Genomic DNA, 17821 nt, shown 5'->3' on the forward strand with positions numbered 1-17821 from the left:
CGATGGCTCCCGTGGAGTTGGAGCGCGGTGAGACCACGGAGGTGCTGTTCGAGGCTACGGCCGTCGACGAGCTCCTGAACCGGCCCGCTGCGTCGGTGACCGTCACGGCCCCGGAGGGGACGACGTTCGCCGAGGGGCAGGACGTCATCGCAGGGGCGTTCATCCGCGACGGTGCCCCGTCGTCGGCGGGGATGCAGCTGACGGGCGGAGTGCGGTCGGATGACGGTCGCACCTACACCTACACCTGGGACACCGCGGCGAACGGTGCGACGGGGTGGCAGATCCGGAAGGACGAGGTCCTGCGGTGGAAGATCGCCGTGGTGACCCCTGCCGATGCCGGGGATGTCGAGGGCAACGCGATGGGTTACACGTTCGTCGGGACGAGCGTCCAGGGCGGATTCCAGGCCACGGGTTCCGCTCCGGTGACGTTCGTGTCGTCGTATGCGGGTGTGACGCTGGACAACCTCGCTGATGGTGACACGTTCACTCCGGGTGATGTGACGTTCTCGGGCACCGGTCAGCCTGGTGCGACGGTGACGGTGTCGCCGTCGACGGGTGCGGGTGTGTCGACCGAGGTGCGTGCCGATGGCACGTGGAGTGCGGTCCGGTACTTGGGCAACGCGTCGTACACGATGTCGGTGACCCAGAAGGCCGCCTCGGGTGAGAACAAGCTGGAGAACATCCGCTTGTTCTCGAACGCGGTCGTCGAACAGGACTTCTCGGTCACGGCCCCTCGGAACGACGACGGTCACACGCAGCAGGGCTGGGTGACGTTCACCGGTGTGGGTACGACGTGGTCGACGGTGTCGATCAGCGACGGCTCGGCGGTCGCCCCCTCGACCGCGACGGTCCAGTACGACGGCACGTGGAGCACGCGTCGGTGGGTTGGCACGGAGAAGACGACCTTCACGGTGACCTCGTCGCGCGCTGATGTGCAGAACGGTTCGCAGACCATCGAGTTCAACACGGGTGTCTCGGGTCAGGCGTTCAGCCTCGACAGCCACACCGATGGCGGCACCTTCACCCCGGGCAATGTCACGTTCCGGGGCAAGGGGTCGACCGGTGACAAGGTCACGTTCACGGCACCGGGTCTGGCGCCTCTGGAGGCGACGGTGAACGCGGCGGGTGAGTGGTCGATCCCGCGCTGGCTGGGCAACGGGTACATCACGTTCACGGTGACCCACACCCCGGTCACGGGTGACGAGACCAAGCAGACGCTGCGTCTGTTCTCGGACCAGGTCGCCCAGGGTGACCTGATCGTCACCGCGCCGATCGACGGTGCGGGCCACGACCAGCCGGGCTGGGTGACCTTCACGGGCACCGGCACGACCTGGTCGAAGGTCTCGGTCAGCGACGGCACGTCGGCTGCGCCGTCGACCGCGACCGTTCAGATCGATGGTTCGTGGACCGTGCGTCGCTGGGTCGGCACGGCGGCGACGACGTTCACGGTCTCGAGCGAACGAGGCGGCGTTTCCAACGGCAGCGAGACGATCGAGTTCAACGTCGGCGACGTCGTGGGTGACTTCACGATCGGCAGTCACACCGATGGTGGCACCTTCACCCCGGGCAACGTCGCGATCTCGGGCACGGGCACGACCGGTGACAAGGTCACGATCGCGGCACCGGGTCTGGCGCCGCTGGAGACCGAGGTCGACAGCCGCGGCCGCTGGAGCATCCAGCGGTGGCTCGGCAACGGGTTCATCACCTTCACGGTGACCCACACCCCGGTCACGGGCGACGAGACGAAGCAGACGCTGCGTCTGTTCTCGGACCGGGTCGCCCAGGGTGACCTCGTCGTCACGGCCCCGCTCGACGGTGCCAGTCACGACGTCGCGGGCTGGGTGACCTTCACCGGCACCGGCACGACGTGGTCGAAGGTCTCGATCAGCGACGGCACGAACGCCGCGCCTTCGGTCGCGACCGTGCAGTACGACGGTTCGTGGACGGTCCGCCGCTGGGTCGGTACCGCCCCGGTGACCTTCACGGTCACCAGCGAGCGTGCCGACATCGAAAACGGCAGCCAGACGATCCGCTTCAACACCGCGGAGTAGTCGCACAGAGAGACGGGGAGGCGCGGGTCATCTCGACCCGCGCCTCCTCGGCTTCCCGGGGGCAGCCGCTCAGGCGAACAGCTTGCCGACCTCGGTCACGAGCTGCTGAACCCCGAGCACCACGAACAGCACGGCGCAGATCGTCATCATCGTGTTGCTCAGCCATCGGCTGCGCCATTCGGCGGGAGTCCGCGACGAGTTCAGCAGCCAGAGCAGCGTGATCGCGAGGAACGGCATGAACAGGGCGCCCAGCACGCCGTAGAGCACGATCAGGCCGATCGGCCGGTCGAGGAAGAGGATCGCCATCGGGGGCACCGTCAGCCAGATCACGAAGGCCCGGTAGTACGTGCCTCCGATGCGGCGACGCGGGTCGTCGGCGTCGAGACCGCGCAGGGTGCCCACGAAGTCGGCGAACATCAGCGAGACGCCGTTCCACACCCCGAGGATCGACGAGAACGACGTCGCGAAGAACCCGATCAGGAAGAACCACGTCATGAACGTGCCGTACCGCTCGCCGAGCACGGCCGCGAGTTGCACGAGCCCGCCCTCGCCGTCGGCCAGGGCGATGTCGGCCGAGTGCAGCAGCTCGGCGCCGACGACCAGCATCGAGAACACGAAGACCCCGCTGACGACATACGCGACCCCGTTGTCGAGGCGCATGACGCGCATCCACCCGGGGCTGTTCCAGCCCTTCTCGCGCAGCCAGTAGCCGTACGCGGCGAGGGTGATCGTGCCGCCGACGCCACCGGTGACGCTGAGGGCCACGACGAGCCCGCCCTCGGGGATGGTCGGCACGAGACCGGTGAGGATGTCGCCGAGGTTGGGCAGGGTCACGATCGCCGACCCGACCACCGTGACGAACATCACGCCCACGAAGAACGCGATGACCTTCTCGAAGAACGAGTACCGGCCGAACCACACCATCACTCCGCCGAGCACCCCGGCCCCGATGGCGAAGACCTTCAGATCGACGGCGGGGAACAGCGCCTGCAGGGGCAGGGCCGACGAGCTCATCGCGGCCGCACCGTAGACGAACCCCCAGACGACGATGTAGACGCCGAAGTAGACGCTCGTCCACCGGCCGAGCGACCGCCAGCCCTCGAAGATCGTGCGGCCCGTCGCGAGCGACCAGCGACCGGCCCCCTCGACCAGCGCGATCTTGATCACGACGCCGATCACGACCGTCCAGGCCAGCGCGTAGCCGAACCGCGACCCGGCGACCAGGGTGGCGACGAGGTCGCCCGCTCCGATGCCGGTGGCCGCGACGACGAGGCCGGGTCCGATGATGCGCCACCGCTTGGCGGAGACGGGGGTGGTCAGGTCGTCGGTGCGCGGGATGTCCGGGCTGGCGGCCATGGGGTTCCTCTCGGATCGTTCGTCATCGAACGTCGAGCAGTGCCTCCGGTCCGGGCGTCGCTGCTCGACCTGGGCGACACGCGTCGCGCGTCGTCCACCCCAGTCAAGCGGGTGCGCGTGTCTCGCGCCACCCGGGCGCGACGGCGTCGAGCGCTTCAGGAGGCGCTGGTCGCCACCGACAGATCGACCAGACGGGCGAACGCGGCCGCGTCGAGCGCCTCGCGGTCGGTCGGCGCCAGCACCCACGACAGCGTGACGAGATCGCCCTGCGCCACCTGGCAGGCGTGACCGCGGGCGGGGGCGCCGCCGAACGACGCGGCGTAGCCGAAGCAGACGGCGTCGGACTCGTCGGCGGCGAGCGGCTCGTCGAACGGGGTCAGCGTGAAGCTGCTCTCCGTGCCGCTGACGCCCGCGGTCGTCGTCGCAGGGCAGCCGGCCAGCTCGTCGCGGAGAGCCGCGATGTACGCAGCCGCGTCGTCACGCGAGACGACGCCGGTCGTGAACTGCTGACGCTCGCGGGTGAACACCGCCGAGGCGGACGGCAGGGTCTCGGCCGCCGTGAAGCTCCGGAAGTCCATCGCGCAGATCCCGAGGTCGCCGTCACCCGCGCCCGATGCCGCCTCGGAGCCCGCCGCAGGGTCGGGGGCCGAGGTGCCGTCGGCCGAGGTCGCCTGCTCGAGCCGCCACGCGCCTCCCTCGTCGTCGGTGGCGGCGGAGACCTCGTCGGCACCTGGCAGGAGCCCCTCGAGCTCGGCGGCCGCGACCGTGCCGCGGGGCCCCTCGGGGGCGGAGCAGCCGGCCAGCCCGACGGCGACCGCGACGACCGCCACGAGCCCGAGCGACGAACGGAAGGAGGTGCGGGTCGACTGCACAGAAGCCTCTCGGTGGTCCGACCACCGTTCTACCATGCGGCCCGTGACAGGATCGTCCGAGACCCCGCACCCGATCGGACGGAGACCCCCATGACCGAGCTCTTCTTCACCATCCTCATCAGCGCGATGACCGTCGCCGGTCTCGGCCTGGTCGCGGCCGCGTTCATCGCGATGGGCCGCTCGAGCTGACCCGCGCCTCCTCGGCTCCGGGGCTTCACGAGTGTCGGCGGTGATGGGTATCGTTCTGGCATGAGAGCACTCCAGGCCGAGATCGTCGCCGAGCTGTCCGTCCGTCCCGTGATCGACCCGGCCGCCGAGGTCGAGGCGCGTGTCGCGTTCCTCCGCGATTACCTCGCGAAGACCGGCGCGGCCGGCTTCGTGCTCGCCGTCAGCGGTGGTCAAGACTCGACGCTCGCCGGGCGCCTCTGCCAGCTCGCGGTCGAGGCCGTCCGGGCCGACGGCGGCTCCGCCGGGCTCGTCACCGTGCGGATGCCCTACAAGGTGCAGGCCGACGAGGCCGACGCGCAGCTCGCGCTGCAGTTCATCGCCGGGTCCGACGGCGTCACCGTCAACATCCAGCACGGTGTCGACGGCATCGCCCGCGACTACGCCGACGCCACAGACGTGGCGCTCAGCGACTTCACCAAGGGCAACGTCAAGGCCCGCACCCGCATGGTCGCGCAATACGCCCTGGCGGGCGAGCGCAGGCTGCTCGTGGTCGGCACCGATCACGCGGCCGAGGCGCTGACCGGGTTCTTCACCAAGTACGGCGACGGGGGGGTCGATCTCGTGCCGCTCACCGGTCTCAGCAAGCGCCAGGGCAAGGCGCTGCTGGCCCACCTCGGCGCCCCCGCCCGTCTCTACGAGAAGGCGCCCACCGCCGATCTGCTCGACGAGACCCCCGGTCAGACCGACGAGGCGAACCTCGGGCTGACCTACGACGACATCGACACCTATCTCGAGGGCGGCGACATCGCCGACGACGTCGCCGAGCTGATCGAGGCGCGCTACCTCGCGACCGAGCACAAGCGCCGGGTGCCCGCCTCGCCGTTCGACACCTGGTGGCGCCGCTGAGCCTCAGCCGAAGACGCCGAGGTGATCGAGCAGGATGTTCAGCCCGATCAGAATCAGGATGACCCCGCCGGCGATCTCGGCGGGCTTGCCGAAACGCGAGCCGACCCGACGACCGACGACGACGCCGACGAACGCCAAGACGGTCGTCGTCACGCCGATGACGGCGATGGCCCCGCCGATCGACACCGGCAGGAAGGCCAGGGTCACGCCGACGGCCAGTGCATCGATGCTGGTCGCCAGGGCGAGCACCAGCAGCTCGCGGAGCGGCAGCCGGTCGGTGTCCTCGTCGACGTCGTCCTTCGTCGAGAACGCCTCGTGGAGCATCTTGCCGCCGATCAGCGCGAGGAGACCGAAGGCGATCCAGTGATCGATGTCGGCGATGTACGACGCGAACGCCGAACCCAGCAGCCAGCCGATCAGCGGCATGAGCGCCTGGAACGCGCCGAACGTGAGGGCGATGACGACGGCGTTCCGGGCCGAGAACCTCCGCATGTGCAGCCCCTTGCCGAGTGCCACGGCGAAGGCGTCGGCGGAGACGCCGACGGCGATGAGGAGGAGGGTCCAGAACGACACGAGGGTGACGACCTTTCAGCGGGCGCGCGCGAGCGCGATCGCGCAGCACGGCGCGATGAGACGAGGAGGCGCGGCTGCGGTGCCGACGAACCCCCCGATCCTGCCATGCCCCAGAGGGCCGGAGCACCGAAAAAGCCCTGATCAGAGATGTTCGGGAGTCCGAATTCGCGGCTTCACCCCGCCGAGAGGCGGCCTGCCGCGAGGCGAACCTCAGTCGGTGCCGTCGATGCCGCCCAGTCGCTCGAGCACGCCGGTGAGGATGGTGCCCGCCGGGTCGGGCAGCACGTGGTGGTTCAGGTAGATGCCCTCGAGCCACGCGAGGACCTCGTCGGCCGGCCAGCCGATGGCCTCCCAGTCGATGCCGGGCAGCGCCCTGGTGACGGGCTGCTCGGTGCCCGGCGTGAGCCAGGCCTCGGCGATGGCCCTGTCGGGGCTCGAGTTCGGGTCGGCCGCCCAGAGCAGGGCGATCGGGTGCTCGCGGTCGTCGTCGACGGAGCCGTCTCGGGCCCCGAACACCGACTCGTCGACGTGGTCGTGCTCGACGTGCCCGGCCCCGAGCCAGGGGAGGGTGAGCAGCTCGCCCTCGATGTCGACCTCGATCAGATCGAGCTTGGCGGGCTCTTCGACCTCGCAGACCCAGAGGTCGAGCCCGACGTCGTGCCAGGCCGCGGCGTCGTCGACGTCGTCGAGCAGCCCGGGCAGCAGGCGGTGGAAGTCCTGCAGCAGCTGGGTCGACCACTGGACGAGCATCGCGGTGTCGGCGGTGTTCCACGGGCTGATGTCGGTGTCGTCGCCGGCGGCGTCGTGATAGTGGAACGCGAGGTTCGAACCGTCGGACTCGAGATGGATCTGCCCGGTGCCGAAGCCGACGTAGAGAGTGCTCTGGCCCGTCTCGTCGTCGAACTCGCCGTAGAGGTTCGGCTTGCCCAGCAGTGTGGGCACCGGCAGAGCGGCGGCGGGTCGGTTGCCCAGGGCGAACACGGCCCGGAACCGGGTCGTCGGGAGCCGGAGGCTCATGTCTGTCACGGCGAAGGTGTCCAATCGGTCGGAGCAAGCGTAGTAGGCCCGGCCCATGCCGATCACCCGGTCGGACGCACGGGCCGCGCAGCGCCGGGGTGCTATTCGACGGGTCGTGCGCCCGGCAGCTCGTGCAGCGCCTCGGCCGCCAGCTCGGCCTTGATGGGGTCGCGATCGATGGTCGCCTGACGCAGCAGACGGAACGCCGCCGGCATCTCGGACCAGTTGAGCACTTCGACGATGTTCGGCACCCGCAGTTTGTAGGCGAGCCCGTCCGTGACGTCGCGGCTGACCTTCTGCAGCGACGCGTTGCCGCACTGCTCGACGTAGAGGGCGAACAGGGCGACGGCGTGCGCGTTGAGGGCCGGGCCGTCTTCGTTCTCGAGGTCGACGAGGCAGCCGTCGATGGCGGTGACGATCTGCTTCAGCACGGTGGCCGACAGGCGGGGGACGGCGAGTCGGACCGCGCCGCCGTAGAGCACGCCCAGGGTCTGGATCGACTCGACGGCCTCGTCGGCGTTCGGGGTCGCGACGCGGGTGTAGCGGTTGGGGGCCATCTCGACCAGGCCGGCGCGGACCAGATCGCCGAGCGCCTCGCGGATCGGCGTGCGTGAGACCTGCAGCCAGGCGATCAGCTCTTCGTCGTGGAGTCTCTCGCCGGGCTCGAGCGTGCCGTCGACGATCGCGTCACGGATGCGCGCGCGGACCGTGTCGCGCAGCAGCTGCCGTTCGGCGGCCGGGGGCGTGCTGGGGATCGGCATGCGGGCTCCATTCATCACGGGTGTGTGGGAACGACTCTAGACGAGTCCTCCGACACCGGATGCCGAGAACCCACCCGCCGCAGGGCTGCGGGGGTGGGTTCTCGGGGGAGTGCGGGTCGCGGTCGGTCCGGCTCAGGGGGCCCGACGCTCATCGGTCACGAGGCGGCGGGGGTGCCCGTCGCGCTGGGGACGTGCTGCGAGCCGACCTCGACGCCGTGCGACGTGCGGAGCACCTCGAGCGTGTCGGCGATCTCGGCCTCGTGGCGGTCGGCGTCCCAGCCGAGGGCCTCGCCCAGCACGTCGGCGATCTCGGTCAGCAGCTCGATCGTGACACCGCCCACGAACGCGAGGTTCGTGCGGCGCAGGACGACGTCGGCCAGGTGCACGGCGTCTTCGTGCTGAGCGAAGTACGCGATCTCGGCGCGGGTCAGCTCGGGGTGGCTGGCCAGCGACTCCGACGGCTGGTCGAGCAGCACGTCGATCACCGAGGAGGCGCGGGTGCCGTAGCGGGTCAGCAGCCGGTCGACCTGCGCCCGGTCGAGACCGTCGGCGTGGGCGGCGATCCACGTGGTGCGCGCGGAGTCGGTGGTGGGGAAGCCCTTGCCGCCGCCGATCTCCATGCCGGTCGTGTCGACCGTGCGCGTGACGCCCAGGCGGTTCGTGGCCTCGGTCGACAGGTGCGCCGACAGGGCGCGGAACGTCGTCCACTTGCCGCCGACGAGGCTCAGCACCGTCGAGGAGGGGAGCCCCTGGATGGGGGTCTCGACGATCCGGTAGTCGCGCGAGACGAAGCCGGGGGCGGTGTCCTCGTGACGTGGAAGCGGACGGATGCCCGAGTAGCGGTAGACGATGTGCTCGCGGGTCACGTCGATCTGCGGGAACACGTGCTTGACGAGATCGAAGAAGTAGTCGACCTCCTCCTCGGTGCAGACGGCCGGCTGCGACGGGTCGGCGTCGATGTCGGTCGTGCCGATCAGCACGCGGCCCTTGAGCGGGTAGATGAGCACGATGCGGCCGTCGTTGTTCTCAAAGAAGATCTCGCGACCGCGGGTCGCCTCGAGCAGCTCGGCGTTGTCGACGACGATGTGCGAGCCCTTGGTGCCGCCCATGTAGGCGGACTCCCCGCCGAACGCCGCGTTGGTGAGGTCGGTCCAGGGGCCGGAGGCGTTGATCACCACGTCGGCCTTCACGACGAACTCGGCGCCGCTCACGACGTCGCGCAGCAGGACTCCGCCGTCGCGCGATCCGATCGCCTCGACGTAGTTGGCGCTGCGCGCGTGGTCGCCGGCGGCGAGGCCGTCCTTCAGCACGTCGAGGGCGAGTCGCTCGGGCTCGTGCACGGACGCGTCGTAGTAGGTGCCGGTGTACTTGACGCCCTTGTTGAGCGCGGGCATGTCGTTCAGCGCGGCCTTGCCGGTGCGGAACTGGTGACGGGGCACCGAGCCGCCGTCGCGCGAGAAGGAGTCGTACAGGGTCATGCCGACCTTGATGAGGAGCGCGCCGCGCTCCTTCGTCGAGCGCTGCTTGTGCGTGAGCATGCGCAGCGGGGCGTTCAGGATGCCCGAGAACGTCGAGAAGATCGGCATCGTCGTCTGCAGGGGCTTGACGTAGTGCGGCGCGATCTTCAGCAGGCCGTTGCGCTCCTCGACGCTCTCGCGGACGAGTCGGAACTCGCCGTTCTCGAGGTAGCGGATGCCGCCGTGGATCATGTGCGACGACGCGGCGGAGGCGCCCGAGGCGTAGTCGTTGCGCTCGACGAGCACGACGTCGACGCCCTGCAGGGCGAGGTCGCGGAACGTGGCGATGCCGTTGATGCCGCCGCCGACGACCAGGACCTTGGCGGTGGGGCGGTCCATGATCCGGGCGACGTTGGGCCGTGCGGGTTCAGTCTTCTTTGACGCAGTCACAGGGAGCTTCTTTCGCGTTGCGTGTGTCCGACGGGGTCGGCCGGCGGCTCGCGCCGGTATCGTCTATCGTCGACCCGTGTTCCCATGGGTGCAACGTATCTGCACAAACGTGCACGGAGGCCGTCGTGACTGATCTGCTCTCGCCCGACAAGACGCAGGACGCCCTGCGGGCGGCGCACCTGTACTACATGCAGGACCTCACGATGGAGGCGATCGCCCACGAGCTGGGGACGTCCCGCTCGTCGGTCTCGCGCCTCCTGAAATCGGCCCGCGACACGGGTCTGGTCGACATCCAGATCAAGTCGCCGCTCGACCAGGCGACCGTCGTCGGCGAGGCCGTGCAGCACCGCTTCGGCGTGGTCGCCCATGTCGTGCCGGTGCCCGACCAGGCCAGCGACGTCGATCGTCTCGACCGCGTCGCCCTGTCCGCTGCACGGACGCTCACGCCGTACGTCGACTCGAACATGGTGATCGGCGTCGCCTGGGGCTCGACGCTCAGCGCCATCAGCCGCTACCTCGTGCCGAAGGCGACCCACAACTCGCTGATCGTGCAGCTGAACGGCGCGGCCAACACGCGCACCACGGGCATCGAGTACGCGAGCGAGATCCTCCGCCGCTTCGGGCACGCCTACGGCGCGGTCATCCAGCAGTTCCCGGTGCCGGCGTTCTTCGACGACCCGGCGACGAAGCGCGCGCTCTGGCGCGAGCGCAGCACCCGGCGCGTGCTCGAGCTGCACGAGCGGATGGACCTCGTCGTCTTCGGCGTCGGCGCGCGGGGCGCCCTCGTGCCGAGCCACGTCTACTCGGGCGCCTACCTCGAGGACAGCGACCAGTCGAGCCTCGAGCACGACCGGGTCGTGGGCGACGTGGCGACGGTGTTCTTCCGGGAGGACGGCTCGTCGGTCGACATCGCGCTGAACGCGCGGGGCAGCGGGCCGGACCTCGCGACCATCCGCCGAGTGCCGAGACGGGTCTGCGTCGTCGCCGGCACCGCCAAGGTGGCGGCCGTCCGCGGGACGCTCGCCGCCGGTCTGGTGACCGACCTGATCATCGACGAGGGCACTGCGCGGGCGCTGCTGGCCAGCTGACCGGGCCGAGGAGGCGCGGGTCGACGACGTCGGGCAGCGCGCGTGATCCCGGGGGACACCTCGCAGAGCGGCGGCTCAGCCTCGGGGCGTAGACGGGACGGGTCATCGATCGGCCCGCCGCAGCGGGCCTGAAGGAGGAGCCCCATGGCCAGCACGGATCTCACCGGACGTCGCGTACTCGCGATCGTCACCAACTACGGCGTCGAGCAGGACGAGCTCGTCGTCCCGACGCGCGCGCTCCGCGACGCGGGCGCCACGGTCGTGGTCGCCGCCCAGTCGACCGCGCCCGTCGAGACGCTCGTCGGCGACAAAGACCCGGGCGAGGCGGTCCGGCCCGACACGACCATCGAGGAGGTCGACGCCTCCGAGTTCGACCTGCTGCTCGTGCCCGGCGGCACCATCAACGCCGACACGCTCCGGCAGGACGCGGGGGCGGTCTCGATCGCCTCGTCGTTCGCGGCCTCGGGCCGGCCCATCGCCGCGATCTGCCACGGCCCGTGGCTGCTCGTCGAGGCCGACCTGGTCAAAGGCAAGCAGCTGACGTCGTTCCCGTCGCTCACGACGGACATCCGCAACGCCGGAGGGTCGTGGACGGACGCCTCGGTGATCACCGACGTCGAGGAGGGCTTCACCCTCGTCACGTCGCGGACCCCGGACGACCTCGACGACTTCGTCCGCGAGCTGACGACCGCCGCGTCGTCGGAGCGACCCGCCGACAGCTGAGCCCGGTCGGCCGACGTCTCGCCCCGCGGCCGTCCCGTCGACCTCCCGCCCCGAACCGGTCCGCCGGCCCGGGGCGGGAGGTCTTTAATGAGGGAGGTCGACTCTGCTCGACTCGACGCCAGTCCGCACGACGAGAGGGAGTCCCGCCATGAAGTGGGGGAAGACGCGCAGCGAGACGGCGACGTCGACGCCGGCACCGGTCGACCAGGGCGCGCTCGATCGTGCCGTGGGCGAGGCCCTGCTCATCGCCCGGGCCGCCGCCGTCGTGACGGTGGCGAACCGCATCGTCGTGCACGCGCTCCGCGACGGCGAGACCTTCGACCACGACGAGACGGCCGCCGCCGTCCGCCGCACCCTGCACCGCCTCGCCGAAGAGCAGCGGGCGCAGAACACCCGCATCGCCGGCGAACGGTCGAAGGCCCTGCGGGCCCGTGGTCGCTCGCGTCACCAGCACGACTACCGACCGGGCGACGACGGCACGCTCTGGTTCCGTGAGAACGCCTACGTCGGCGTGGCCGACCGCCTCGACGAGCTCCGCGACGACGCCGACTACGTCGACGGCATCGTGGCGTCCGCCGTCGAACGCGCCTGGGGCGACGTCGGGTCGGCCGTCGTGACCCGCGTCAGGGCGCGGCAGGTCGTCGTCGACGACGACTACCGCGACGACAGGGCCTCGCGCCTCGCGGGGCTCGGCGACGACCTCGCCGCTCTGGGCGACCGGCGGTATGCGCCCCCGACTGGGGGTTGAGTCGTCTGCGCTGGGCGCGGATAGTCGTTAGCTACGAATGCAGGGTCACCGCCCTGCCGCGAGGAGACCGACCCGGTCGCTCCGGGTGTCGGAGGAGCAGAGAATGACGAGCATCCTCGCCCGTGCGCTCCGACCGTTCTTCCGCGGTCGATACCGGGTGGTCGACGACCTCACGACCCGCCCTCGGCCCGACGACTCTCCGCACGTGCACGCACCGGGCGTCGACCCCGACCGGGTGCTCGTCTTCGGCAACGGCCCGGCCGTCGGCTGGGGTGTCCGCTGCCACGACCTCGCCATCCCCGGGCATCTGGCCCGGAGCCTGTCGGCGTTGACCGGTCGCGGCGTCGACGTCGACGCGTTCGCCGACGCCGACATGACGGTCGCGACCGCCGCCGACCACCTGCCGGACCGCGAGCTCTGCGGCTACGACGTCGTGGTCGTCGTGCTGGGGATGAGCGACGCCCTGAGACTGCTGCCGCCGGAGAAGTGGCGTCGGGGGATGTCCCGACTGCTCGACGCGGTGGATCGCGCGACCGGTCCCTCCACCGGGGTGATCGTGACGGGCATCCAGCCGCCGAGCACCGTCCCCCGCTTCGGCGCCGCGCCCGGCGGTGTCGTCGACCGGCACGCGCGGCTCCTGAACGAGACGACCCGGGCCCTCTGCGCGGAGCGACCCGCTGTGCGCGTCATGCCGGCCCCCGAGATGCCCGGCGGAAGCGACGACCGTTCAGGCGACACCGCTCGGTATCAGGCGTGGGGTGCAGCCCTCGCCGAGGTCGCGGCGCCGATCGTGGACATCGGCGTGGCCGACGGACAGGGGGCCCGTGCCTCCCGTCATGCACCGCAGAGCGTCGATCGCCGCGTCGAGGCGATCCGATCGCTGGGGCTGCTCGACACGCCCGCCGAGAAGAGATTCGACGACATCGTCGAGCGGGCTCGGACCCTGCTCGGGGCGCAGGGCGCCGCCTTCTCGCTGATCACCGAGGACCGGCACTGGAACAAGGCCGTCTCGGGGTCGTCACTCACCGAGATGCCCGTCGTCGACTCGTTCTGCGCCCACACGATCCGCAGCGGGCGACCCCTTGTCGTGCCCGACGCGTGGCGCGACGACCGCTTCGTGTCGCACCCCTCCGTCCGGTTCTACGCCGGGCATCCGATCGAGACCGACGACGGGGTCCGCATCGGAGCGCTGTGCGTGGTCGACGCCGAGCCCCGGGGCGTCGAAGGCGTCGATCTGGTGCTGCTGCGCGAGCTGGCTCTCGCCGTGCAACGCGAACTGCGCGTCAGCGCCCTTGACGCTTCTTGAACGGCTTGGGCTGACCCTTGACCGCGGGGGTCCGACCCTTGCCCTTGCTCGCCTTCGCCTTGCCGCCGCCGGGGGGAGCAGGCGGCGGCGGCGGGGTCGAGGGGCTGGCCAGCTCCTCTTCGGCGACGACGATCGCCGCCTGCCCCGCCTTCGTCAGGCGGTAGGGCGACGCGTCGCGGTCGAACAGCTTCTGACCGAACTCGAGCTCGAGCGCCTCGATCGACGACTCGAGCTTCTGCCGCGAGATGCCGAGCTTGTCGGCCGCGACCGGGAAGTGCAGCACCTCGGCGGCCACGAGGAAGTGCCTCAGGTGACTGGTCTTCACGCGGTGGCGACCGAACCGGCACCGGTCGAGGCACCGGCGTCCGCTCGGACCCCGAGGCCGTCGAGGGCCTTCTGGAAGATCGTCAGCCCGCTCATGCCGGGCAGGTTCGAGATGTTCTGGTCGAGCTTCGCGGCGGCCTTGCGACCGTCGACGCCGCTCATCAGCTGACCGAAGACGAACTTGACGTCGTCGAGCTCCATGATCGACGAGCCGACGGGAGCCCAGACCTTCGACAGCAGGAACCGGGTCAGCTTCTGAGCCTTCTTGCTCTTGAGCAGGCGCTCTCGGGCCTGCGAGACGTAGAAGGCCACGTGCCGCGCCTCCTGCTTGGCGATGCGACGCAGCAGCTCGGCGAGCACCGGGTCCTGTTCGAGCTCGGCCATGCGCTTGTAGGCCGCGACGGCGGAGTACTCGTTCGCGGCGCCCCACGACATGTGCACGGCGACGAAGTCGGAGCCGACGAACTTGCCGAGCAGACCCTGCTTGACGGGGTCGAGGCGGTCGCGCCAGCCGAGCTTCAGACGGTTGGCGCGCAGCTGGTCGTAGTCGACCTTGACGCCGTGCACCTCGAGGATGGCGGCGAGGGCCTCGCCGTGCCAGAACTCCTCGCGGTTCCACATCGTCATGAAGGTCGAGACGTCGTCCTCCTTGTGCGAGGGGGTAGTCAGCAGATCACGCGTGTAGCAGACCGTGTGGTACTCGACGTCGGCCATGTACCGGAGCGTGCGCAGCGAGTCGGCCGACAGCGGGTTCTGCTTGAAGTGGTCGAGGTCGAGGTCGTCCCACGTGATCCGCTCGCTCGTCGCGGCGAATTTGTCGATGTCGAATGCCATGCCGTGTTCAGGAGGCGCGGGCGTCAGGCCCTGCCTCCATCTCCTTTCGCTGAGTTGCCGCCACGATTCCAATCGCGGATGCTCCATCTTCTTCGGAGCGCTTCGCGTGCGAGATTGGCGTCGGGATTCACAGCGGACGGGTTGCCGAGGAGCTCGAGCCAGACGAGGTCGGCGTGAGAGTCACCGTATCCGTACGAGCCTGCGAGGTCGATTCCGAGTTCGCTCGCGTACTGCGAGAGCCAGGCCGCCCGGGCCTCGTCGACGAGCGGCGGCTGGGCGAGGTAACCCGTGTAGACGCCGTCGCGCGAGTGCATCGTGCTCGCGACGACCTCGTCGAAGAGCGAGGCGAGCGGCGCCGCGAGGCTGCCGATCGACCCCGTGACCAGCACCGTGCGGTGACCGGCGGCGCGGTGCTCGGCGATGCGGGCCAGGGCGTCGGGCAGGGTGTGCCGGCGGACGGTCTCGGCGTAGCCGGTCGACGACACGACGTTCTGCAGACGGGAGACGGGCATGCCGCTGTACCGCCGGAGGAACGAGCGGATGAACTCGCCGCGGTCGCGGGCGTCGGCCCGGAGGTACGCGGGCAGGCCGGTCAGCAGACTCGCGACCTCGCCCGGCCAGGCCGCCTTGCGGAACCCGTTCGAGCGCACCCACAGGTACTGCTCGACGATGTTCGAGTCGAGCACGGTGCCCTCGAGGTCGAAGACGGCGACGACGTCGTCGCGGCGGGGGAGCGCCTTCGTGTCGGCGACCGCCCCGGTGGCGGCGGGGCGCACCGAGAAGGCTCGCGTCATCGCCGTGATCGACGGGAAGTGCACCGTCTGGAAGTAGTCCTCCCAGTCGATGTCGGTGACGTCGAAGCCGATGCTCTCGGGCGACCCCGCGGGCAGACCGGCGTGCAGGGCGCGGGTGCGGCGGTCGTCGAAGATGATCTCGGACTGCACGTAGTGCCGGTAGAGATCGGTCAGGCTCTGCAGCGACTCGAGGTCGGCGCGGCGCGTCTGCACGGCCGTCAGGGCCGTGCGCGTGCGGGCGTTCGACGGCAGCCGCGTCAGCACCTTCTCGCGCAGGTCGTTCGTCCGCTGCTTCATGCGGATGGCGCCCTCGACCTTGCGCACCCCCGGGAAGTTCCAGGTCGGGACCGGGATCGAGGTGTGCTCGTCGCGCGGCAGCGGGTTCGCGGTGAAGAACGTGTTGAGGTTCTCGAACATCCGCAGGATCGGGAACGGGTTGCTGTTGCCCGACGCGACGTGGAAGTACTGGGCGTCGCCCGCGGGTGCGTCGCCGGCCGCCGACTCGACCGGCACCGAGGAGGCGCGGGTCGGGTTCGCCGCGACCGTCAGGATCACGTTCACGACGAAGTCGACCGGCACGATGTCCAGCACGCTGTCGGGCACCCCCGGGAACTCGGGCAGCAGCCCGCGGGCGTACGACATGATCAGCGGGTCGGCGACCTTGAAGCCGTCGATCCAGCCGGGGAACGGGTGCCGGAGGGCGCTCTCGACGATGGCCGGCCGCACGACCGACAGGCGGTGGCCCTTCTCGGCCCAGAGCTCCTCGGCGGCGCGCTCGGCGAAGGCCTTGGTCAGCGTGTAGACGTCCGTCCAGCCGAGGGTCTCGGCCCGGGTGCGGCCGTAGTCGACGAGACGGGCGGCGACCCAGGCGACCCGCGCCTCCTCGGCTGCGGTCGACACGGCCTGCGGGCCGGTCTTGCCGTGACCGATGCGACCCTCGGCGAGGAACCGGCGCAGCGTCTCGGGCTGACGCGAGGCCGCCTCGACCCGGGCGCGGGCGTCGCGGGCGGCGGCGTACTCGGCACGCCAATCGACGTCGTGGGTGAGCGCGGCCTCGGGGAACACGCCCTTGCGGATGCCACCGACGTACGCGGTCGAGACGTGTACGACGTGCGGGTCGCCACCTGCACGGCCGAGCGCCTCGTAGAGACCGACGGCTCCGCCGACGTTCGTGTCGAAGGCCTGGTCGATCGGCGGGTCGAACGAGACGGTCGACGCGCTGTGGATGACGACGTCGAGGTCGGCGGGCAGCTCGGGCAGCGAGCCCAGTCCGCTCTCGATGACGCGCAGGCGCTCGGTCAGCGCGCGCTCGACCTCGGCCGGCCCGACGCGGTCGCGCCACGTCGCGAACACCGGCTTCTTCAGCAGGTGCCGCAGTCGACCGAGCGCCGGGGTGCCCGCCTTGGGCCTGATCAGCAGTGTGACGGTGGTGTCGGGGTGCGTCGAGAGCAGTCGCTCGAGGATCGCCTGGCCGACGAAGCCGGTGCCGCCGGTGAGCAGCACATGGGCGGAACCCAGGCTCGCCTCGGTCGAGCCGGGGACGGACGGGGGCAGTGCGGTGGTCATGCGGTGAGCTTTCGTGTGACGGCGGAACCGATCGTGGAGTCGAGGCCGGGCAGTGCTGCGACCCGCTCGCCGACGGCGTCGGCCCTGAGGTGCCCCTCGGCCCCGCCGTAGACGAGCGCGTCGAAGAGGGTCCGTTCGGAGTCGGCCCGCTCGATCGCGCCGATCGGCAGCACCGCGGTGGACAGGGAGGCGCGGGTCTGCTTGACCGCGCGGGGCGAGTCGTCGAGACGCCACCGCGACTCGATGCCGAAGAAGCGCTCGTGCCGCGACTTGATGGCGCGGATGCGGTCGACGACGGCCGTCAGAGCCGGGTCGGAGGCGCGCTCGACCAGGACGTCGTAGGCGTCGGCCATGACCCACTCGTCGACGAGGCCGGTGGTCATGTGCACGGCGACGATCGGAACTCCCTTGCCCATGGCCTCGATGGCGCGCGTGATCGGGCCGCGGCGCTCGACGGCCTCGGACGGGCTGTGCCGGCGGGGACCCTCGTCGACCTCCTTGAGGCGGGGCTGCCCGTGCGACTCGAGCACAGCGTCGATCGCGTCGGCGATCCAGAACTTCTCGAAGGCCCAGGTGACCAGGAAGGCCGTGACGCGGGCGTCCTTGTGGGTCGCGGTGACGAGCAGGTTGCGCAGGTGCTCCATCGTGGCGCTCTCGAGCCGCCCGACGTGGCGCAGCAGGCGGAGGGTGTCGTCGCCGAGGGGCGCCGTGGCGAACGAGTCGAGCTCGAGCTCGCCGCGGAAGGCGCCCTGGGCCGTGAGGGTGAACTCGCGGATGTCGAAGTCGGTGGTGTCGTAGGGGTCACTCGGGGTGGACAAGGCCTGCGA

Annotated in this window: 16 protein-coding genes; 6 read left to right on the forward strand and 10 right to left on the reverse strand. The window is 70.5% G+C overall.

The genetic code is table 11. The annotated features are described in order from the left end of the window. Positions 1 to 2051 (forward strand): hypothetical protein (locus SOM11_RS08065; protein WP_320477716.1); only part of this gene is annotated, 2051 nt, incomplete at its 5' end. 69 nt (positions 2052 to 2120) lie between these two features. On the opposite strand, the gene SOM11_RS08070 is transcribed toward SOM11_RS08065, so the two are convergent. Beyond that, on the reverse strand, positions 2121 to 3407 hold the full coding sequence (locus SOM11_RS08070) for an Nramp family divalent metal transporter (RefSeq protein WP_192059170.1): 1287 nt from the start codon (positions 3405 to 3407) through the stop codon (positions 2121 to 2123). Between the two features lie 155 nt (positions 3408 to 3562). After that, entirely contained in the window at positions 3563 to 4279 is a 717-nt protein-coding gene (locus SOM11_RS08075) for a hypothetical protein (RefSeq protein WP_320477717.1), read from the reverse strand. A 249-nt stretch (positions 4280 to 4528) separates the two neighbouring features. Here SOM11_RS08075 and nadE point away from each other — a divergent pair, with 249 nt between their 5' ends. After that, positions 4529 to 5353: an ammonia-dependent NAD(+) synthetase gene (nadE, locus tag SOM11_RS08080; protein ID WP_320477718.1), complete on the forward strand. Its 825-nt coding sequence runs from the start codon at positions 4529 to 4531 to the stop codon at positions 5351 to 5353. A gap of 3 nt (positions 5354 to 5356) precedes the next feature. Here nadE and SOM11_RS08085 read toward each other — a convergent pair whose 3' ends face one another. The 4 genes from SOM11_RS08085 to SOM11_RS08100 all read right to left on the reverse strand — a co-directional run bounded on the left by SOM11_RS08085 (position 5357) and on the right by SOM11_RS08100 (position 9611). After that, positions 5357 to 5926: a manganese efflux pump MntP family protein gene (locus SOM11_RS08085; RefSeq protein ID WP_320477719.1), complete on the reverse strand. Its 570-nt coding sequence runs from the start codon at positions 5924 to 5926 to the stop codon at positions 5357 to 5359. A 210-nt stretch (positions 5927 to 6136) separates the two neighbouring features. After that, positions 6137 to 6952, reverse strand: a complete 816-nt coding sequence (locus SOM11_RS08090) for a hypothetical protein (protein WP_320477720.1) — start codon at positions 6950 to 6952, stop codon at positions 6137 to 6139. 92 nt (positions 6953 to 7044) lie between these two features. Next, positions 7045 to 7704, reverse strand: a complete 660-nt coding sequence (locus SOM11_RS08095) for a GntR family transcriptional regulator (RefSeq protein WP_192059158.1) — start codon at positions 7702 to 7704, stop codon at positions 7045 to 7047. A gap of 155 nt (positions 7705 to 7859) precedes the next feature. Continuing rightward, entirely contained in the window at positions 7860 to 9611 is a 1752-nt protein-coding gene (locus SOM11_RS08100) for a glycerol-3-phosphate dehydrogenase/oxidase (RefSeq protein WP_320477721.1), read from the reverse strand. Positions 9612 to 9799: 188 nt separating this feature from the next. Between SOM11_RS08100 and SOM11_RS08105 the strand changes: the two genes are divergently transcribed. From SOM11_RS08105 to SOM11_RS08120, 4 genes are all read left to right on the forward strand, one after another. After that, a complete protein-coding gene (locus tag SOM11_RS08105; RefSeq protein WP_192059324.1) occupies positions 9800 to 10699 on the forward strand; it encodes a sugar-binding transcriptional regulator in 900 nt (299 codons plus the stop codon). A 144-nt stretch (positions 10700 to 10843) separates the two neighbouring features. Beyond that, positions 10844 to 11422, forward strand: a complete 579-nt coding sequence (locus SOM11_RS08110) for a type 1 glutamine amidotransferase domain-containing protein (RefSeq protein ID WP_320477722.1) — start codon at positions 10844 to 10846, stop codon at positions 11420 to 11422. A gap of 148 nt (positions 11423 to 11570) precedes the next feature. Next, the gene (locus SOM11_RS08115) at positions 11571 to 12170 is read left to right on the forward strand and encodes a hypothetical protein (RefSeq protein WP_320477723.1); all 600 of its coding nucleotides are present in this window, start codon (positions 11571 to 11573) and stop codon (positions 12168 to 12170) included. A 103-nt stretch (positions 12171 to 12273) separates the two neighbouring features. Continuing rightward, on the forward strand, positions 12274 to 13476 hold the full coding sequence (locus SOM11_RS08120) for a GAF domain-containing protein (RefSeq protein WP_320477724.1): 1203 nt from the start codon (positions 12274 to 12276) through the stop codon (positions 13474 to 13476). On the opposite strand, the gene SOM11_RS08125 is transcribed toward SOM11_RS08120, so the two are convergent. The 4 genes from SOM11_RS08125 to SOM11_RS08140 are packed head-to-tail and all read right to left on the reverse strand — an operon-like array spanning position 13454 to position 17812. Beyond that, on the reverse strand, positions 13454 to 13801 hold the full coding sequence (locus SOM11_RS08125; protein WP_192059148.1) for a helix-turn-helix domain-containing protein: 348 nt from the start codon (positions 13799 to 13801) through the stop codon (positions 13454 to 13456). The genes SOM11_RS08120 and SOM11_RS08125 overlap by 23 nt on opposite strands. Beyond that, positions 13798 to 14634 (reverse strand): ferritin-like domain-containing protein, encoded by an 837-nt coding sequence (locus SOM11_RS08130; RefSeq protein ID WP_192059146.1) that lies wholly within the window; start codon positions 14632 to 14634, stop codon positions 13798 to 13800. Before SOM11_RS08130 ends, SOM11_RS08125 begins: the two co-directional genes overlap by 4 nt. Positions 14635 to 14657: 23 nt before the next feature. After that, positions 14658 to 16994 carry an SDR family oxidoreductase gene (locus tag SOM11_RS08135; RefSeq protein WP_192059143.1) on the reverse strand — a complete coding sequence of 779 codons (2337 nt, stop codon included), beginning with the start codon at positions 16992 to 16994 and terminating at the stop codon, positions 14658 to 14660. After that, entirely contained in the window at positions 16991 to 17812 is an 822-nt protein-coding gene (locus SOM11_RS08140) for a hypothetical protein (RefSeq protein WP_320477725.1), read from the reverse strand. Before SOM11_RS08140 ends, SOM11_RS08135 begins: the two co-directional genes overlap by 4 nt. Positions 17813 to 17821: the final 9 nt, after the last annotated feature.

Source organism: Frigoribacterium sp. CFBP9029, from assembly GCF_034045305.1.
Taxonomy (GTDB): Bacteria; Actinomycetota; Actinomycetes; order Actinomycetales; family Microbacteriaceae; genus Frigoribacterium.

What these genes read in the sequence shown, in the direction of transcription:
- SOM11_RS08070 (WP_192059170.1), bottom strand. Translation starts at nt 3,407, where the DNA reads ATGGCCGCCAGCCCGGACATCCCGCGCACCGACGACCTGACCACCCCC.
- nadE (WP_320477718.1), top strand. Translation starts at nt 4,529, where the DNA reads ATGAGAGCACTCCAGGCCGAGATCGTCGCCGAGCTGTCCGTCCGTCCC.
- SOM11_RS08095 (WP_192059158.1), bottom strand. Translation starts at nt 7,704, where the DNA reads ATGCCGATCCCCAGCACGCCCCCGGCCGCCGAACGGCAGCTGCTGCGC.
- SOM11_RS08105 (WP_192059324.1), top strand. Translation starts at nt 9,800, where the DNA reads ATGCAGGACCTCACGATGGAGGCGATCGCCCACGAGCTGGGGACGTCC.
- SOM11_RS08110 (WP_320477722.1), top strand. Translation starts at nt 10,844, where the DNA reads ATGGCCAGCACGGATCTCACCGGACGTCGCGTACTCGCGATCGTCACC.
- SOM11_RS08115 (WP_320477723.1), top strand. Translation starts at nt 11,571, where the DNA reads ATGAAGTGGGGGAAGACGCGCAGCGAGACGGCGACGTCGACGCCGGCA.
- SOM11_RS08120 (WP_320477724.1), top strand. Translation starts at nt 12,274, where the DNA reads ATGACGAGCATCCTCGCCCGTGCGCTCCGACCGTTCTTCCGCGGTCGA.
- SOM11_RS08130 (WP_192059146.1), bottom strand. Translation starts at nt 14,634, where the DNA reads ATGGCATTCGACATCGACAAATTCGCCGCGACGAGCGAGCGGATCACG.
- SOM11_RS08135 (WP_192059143.1), bottom strand. Translation starts at nt 16,994, where the DNA reads ATGACCACCGCACTGCCCCCGTCCGTCCCCGGCTCGACCGAGGCGAGC.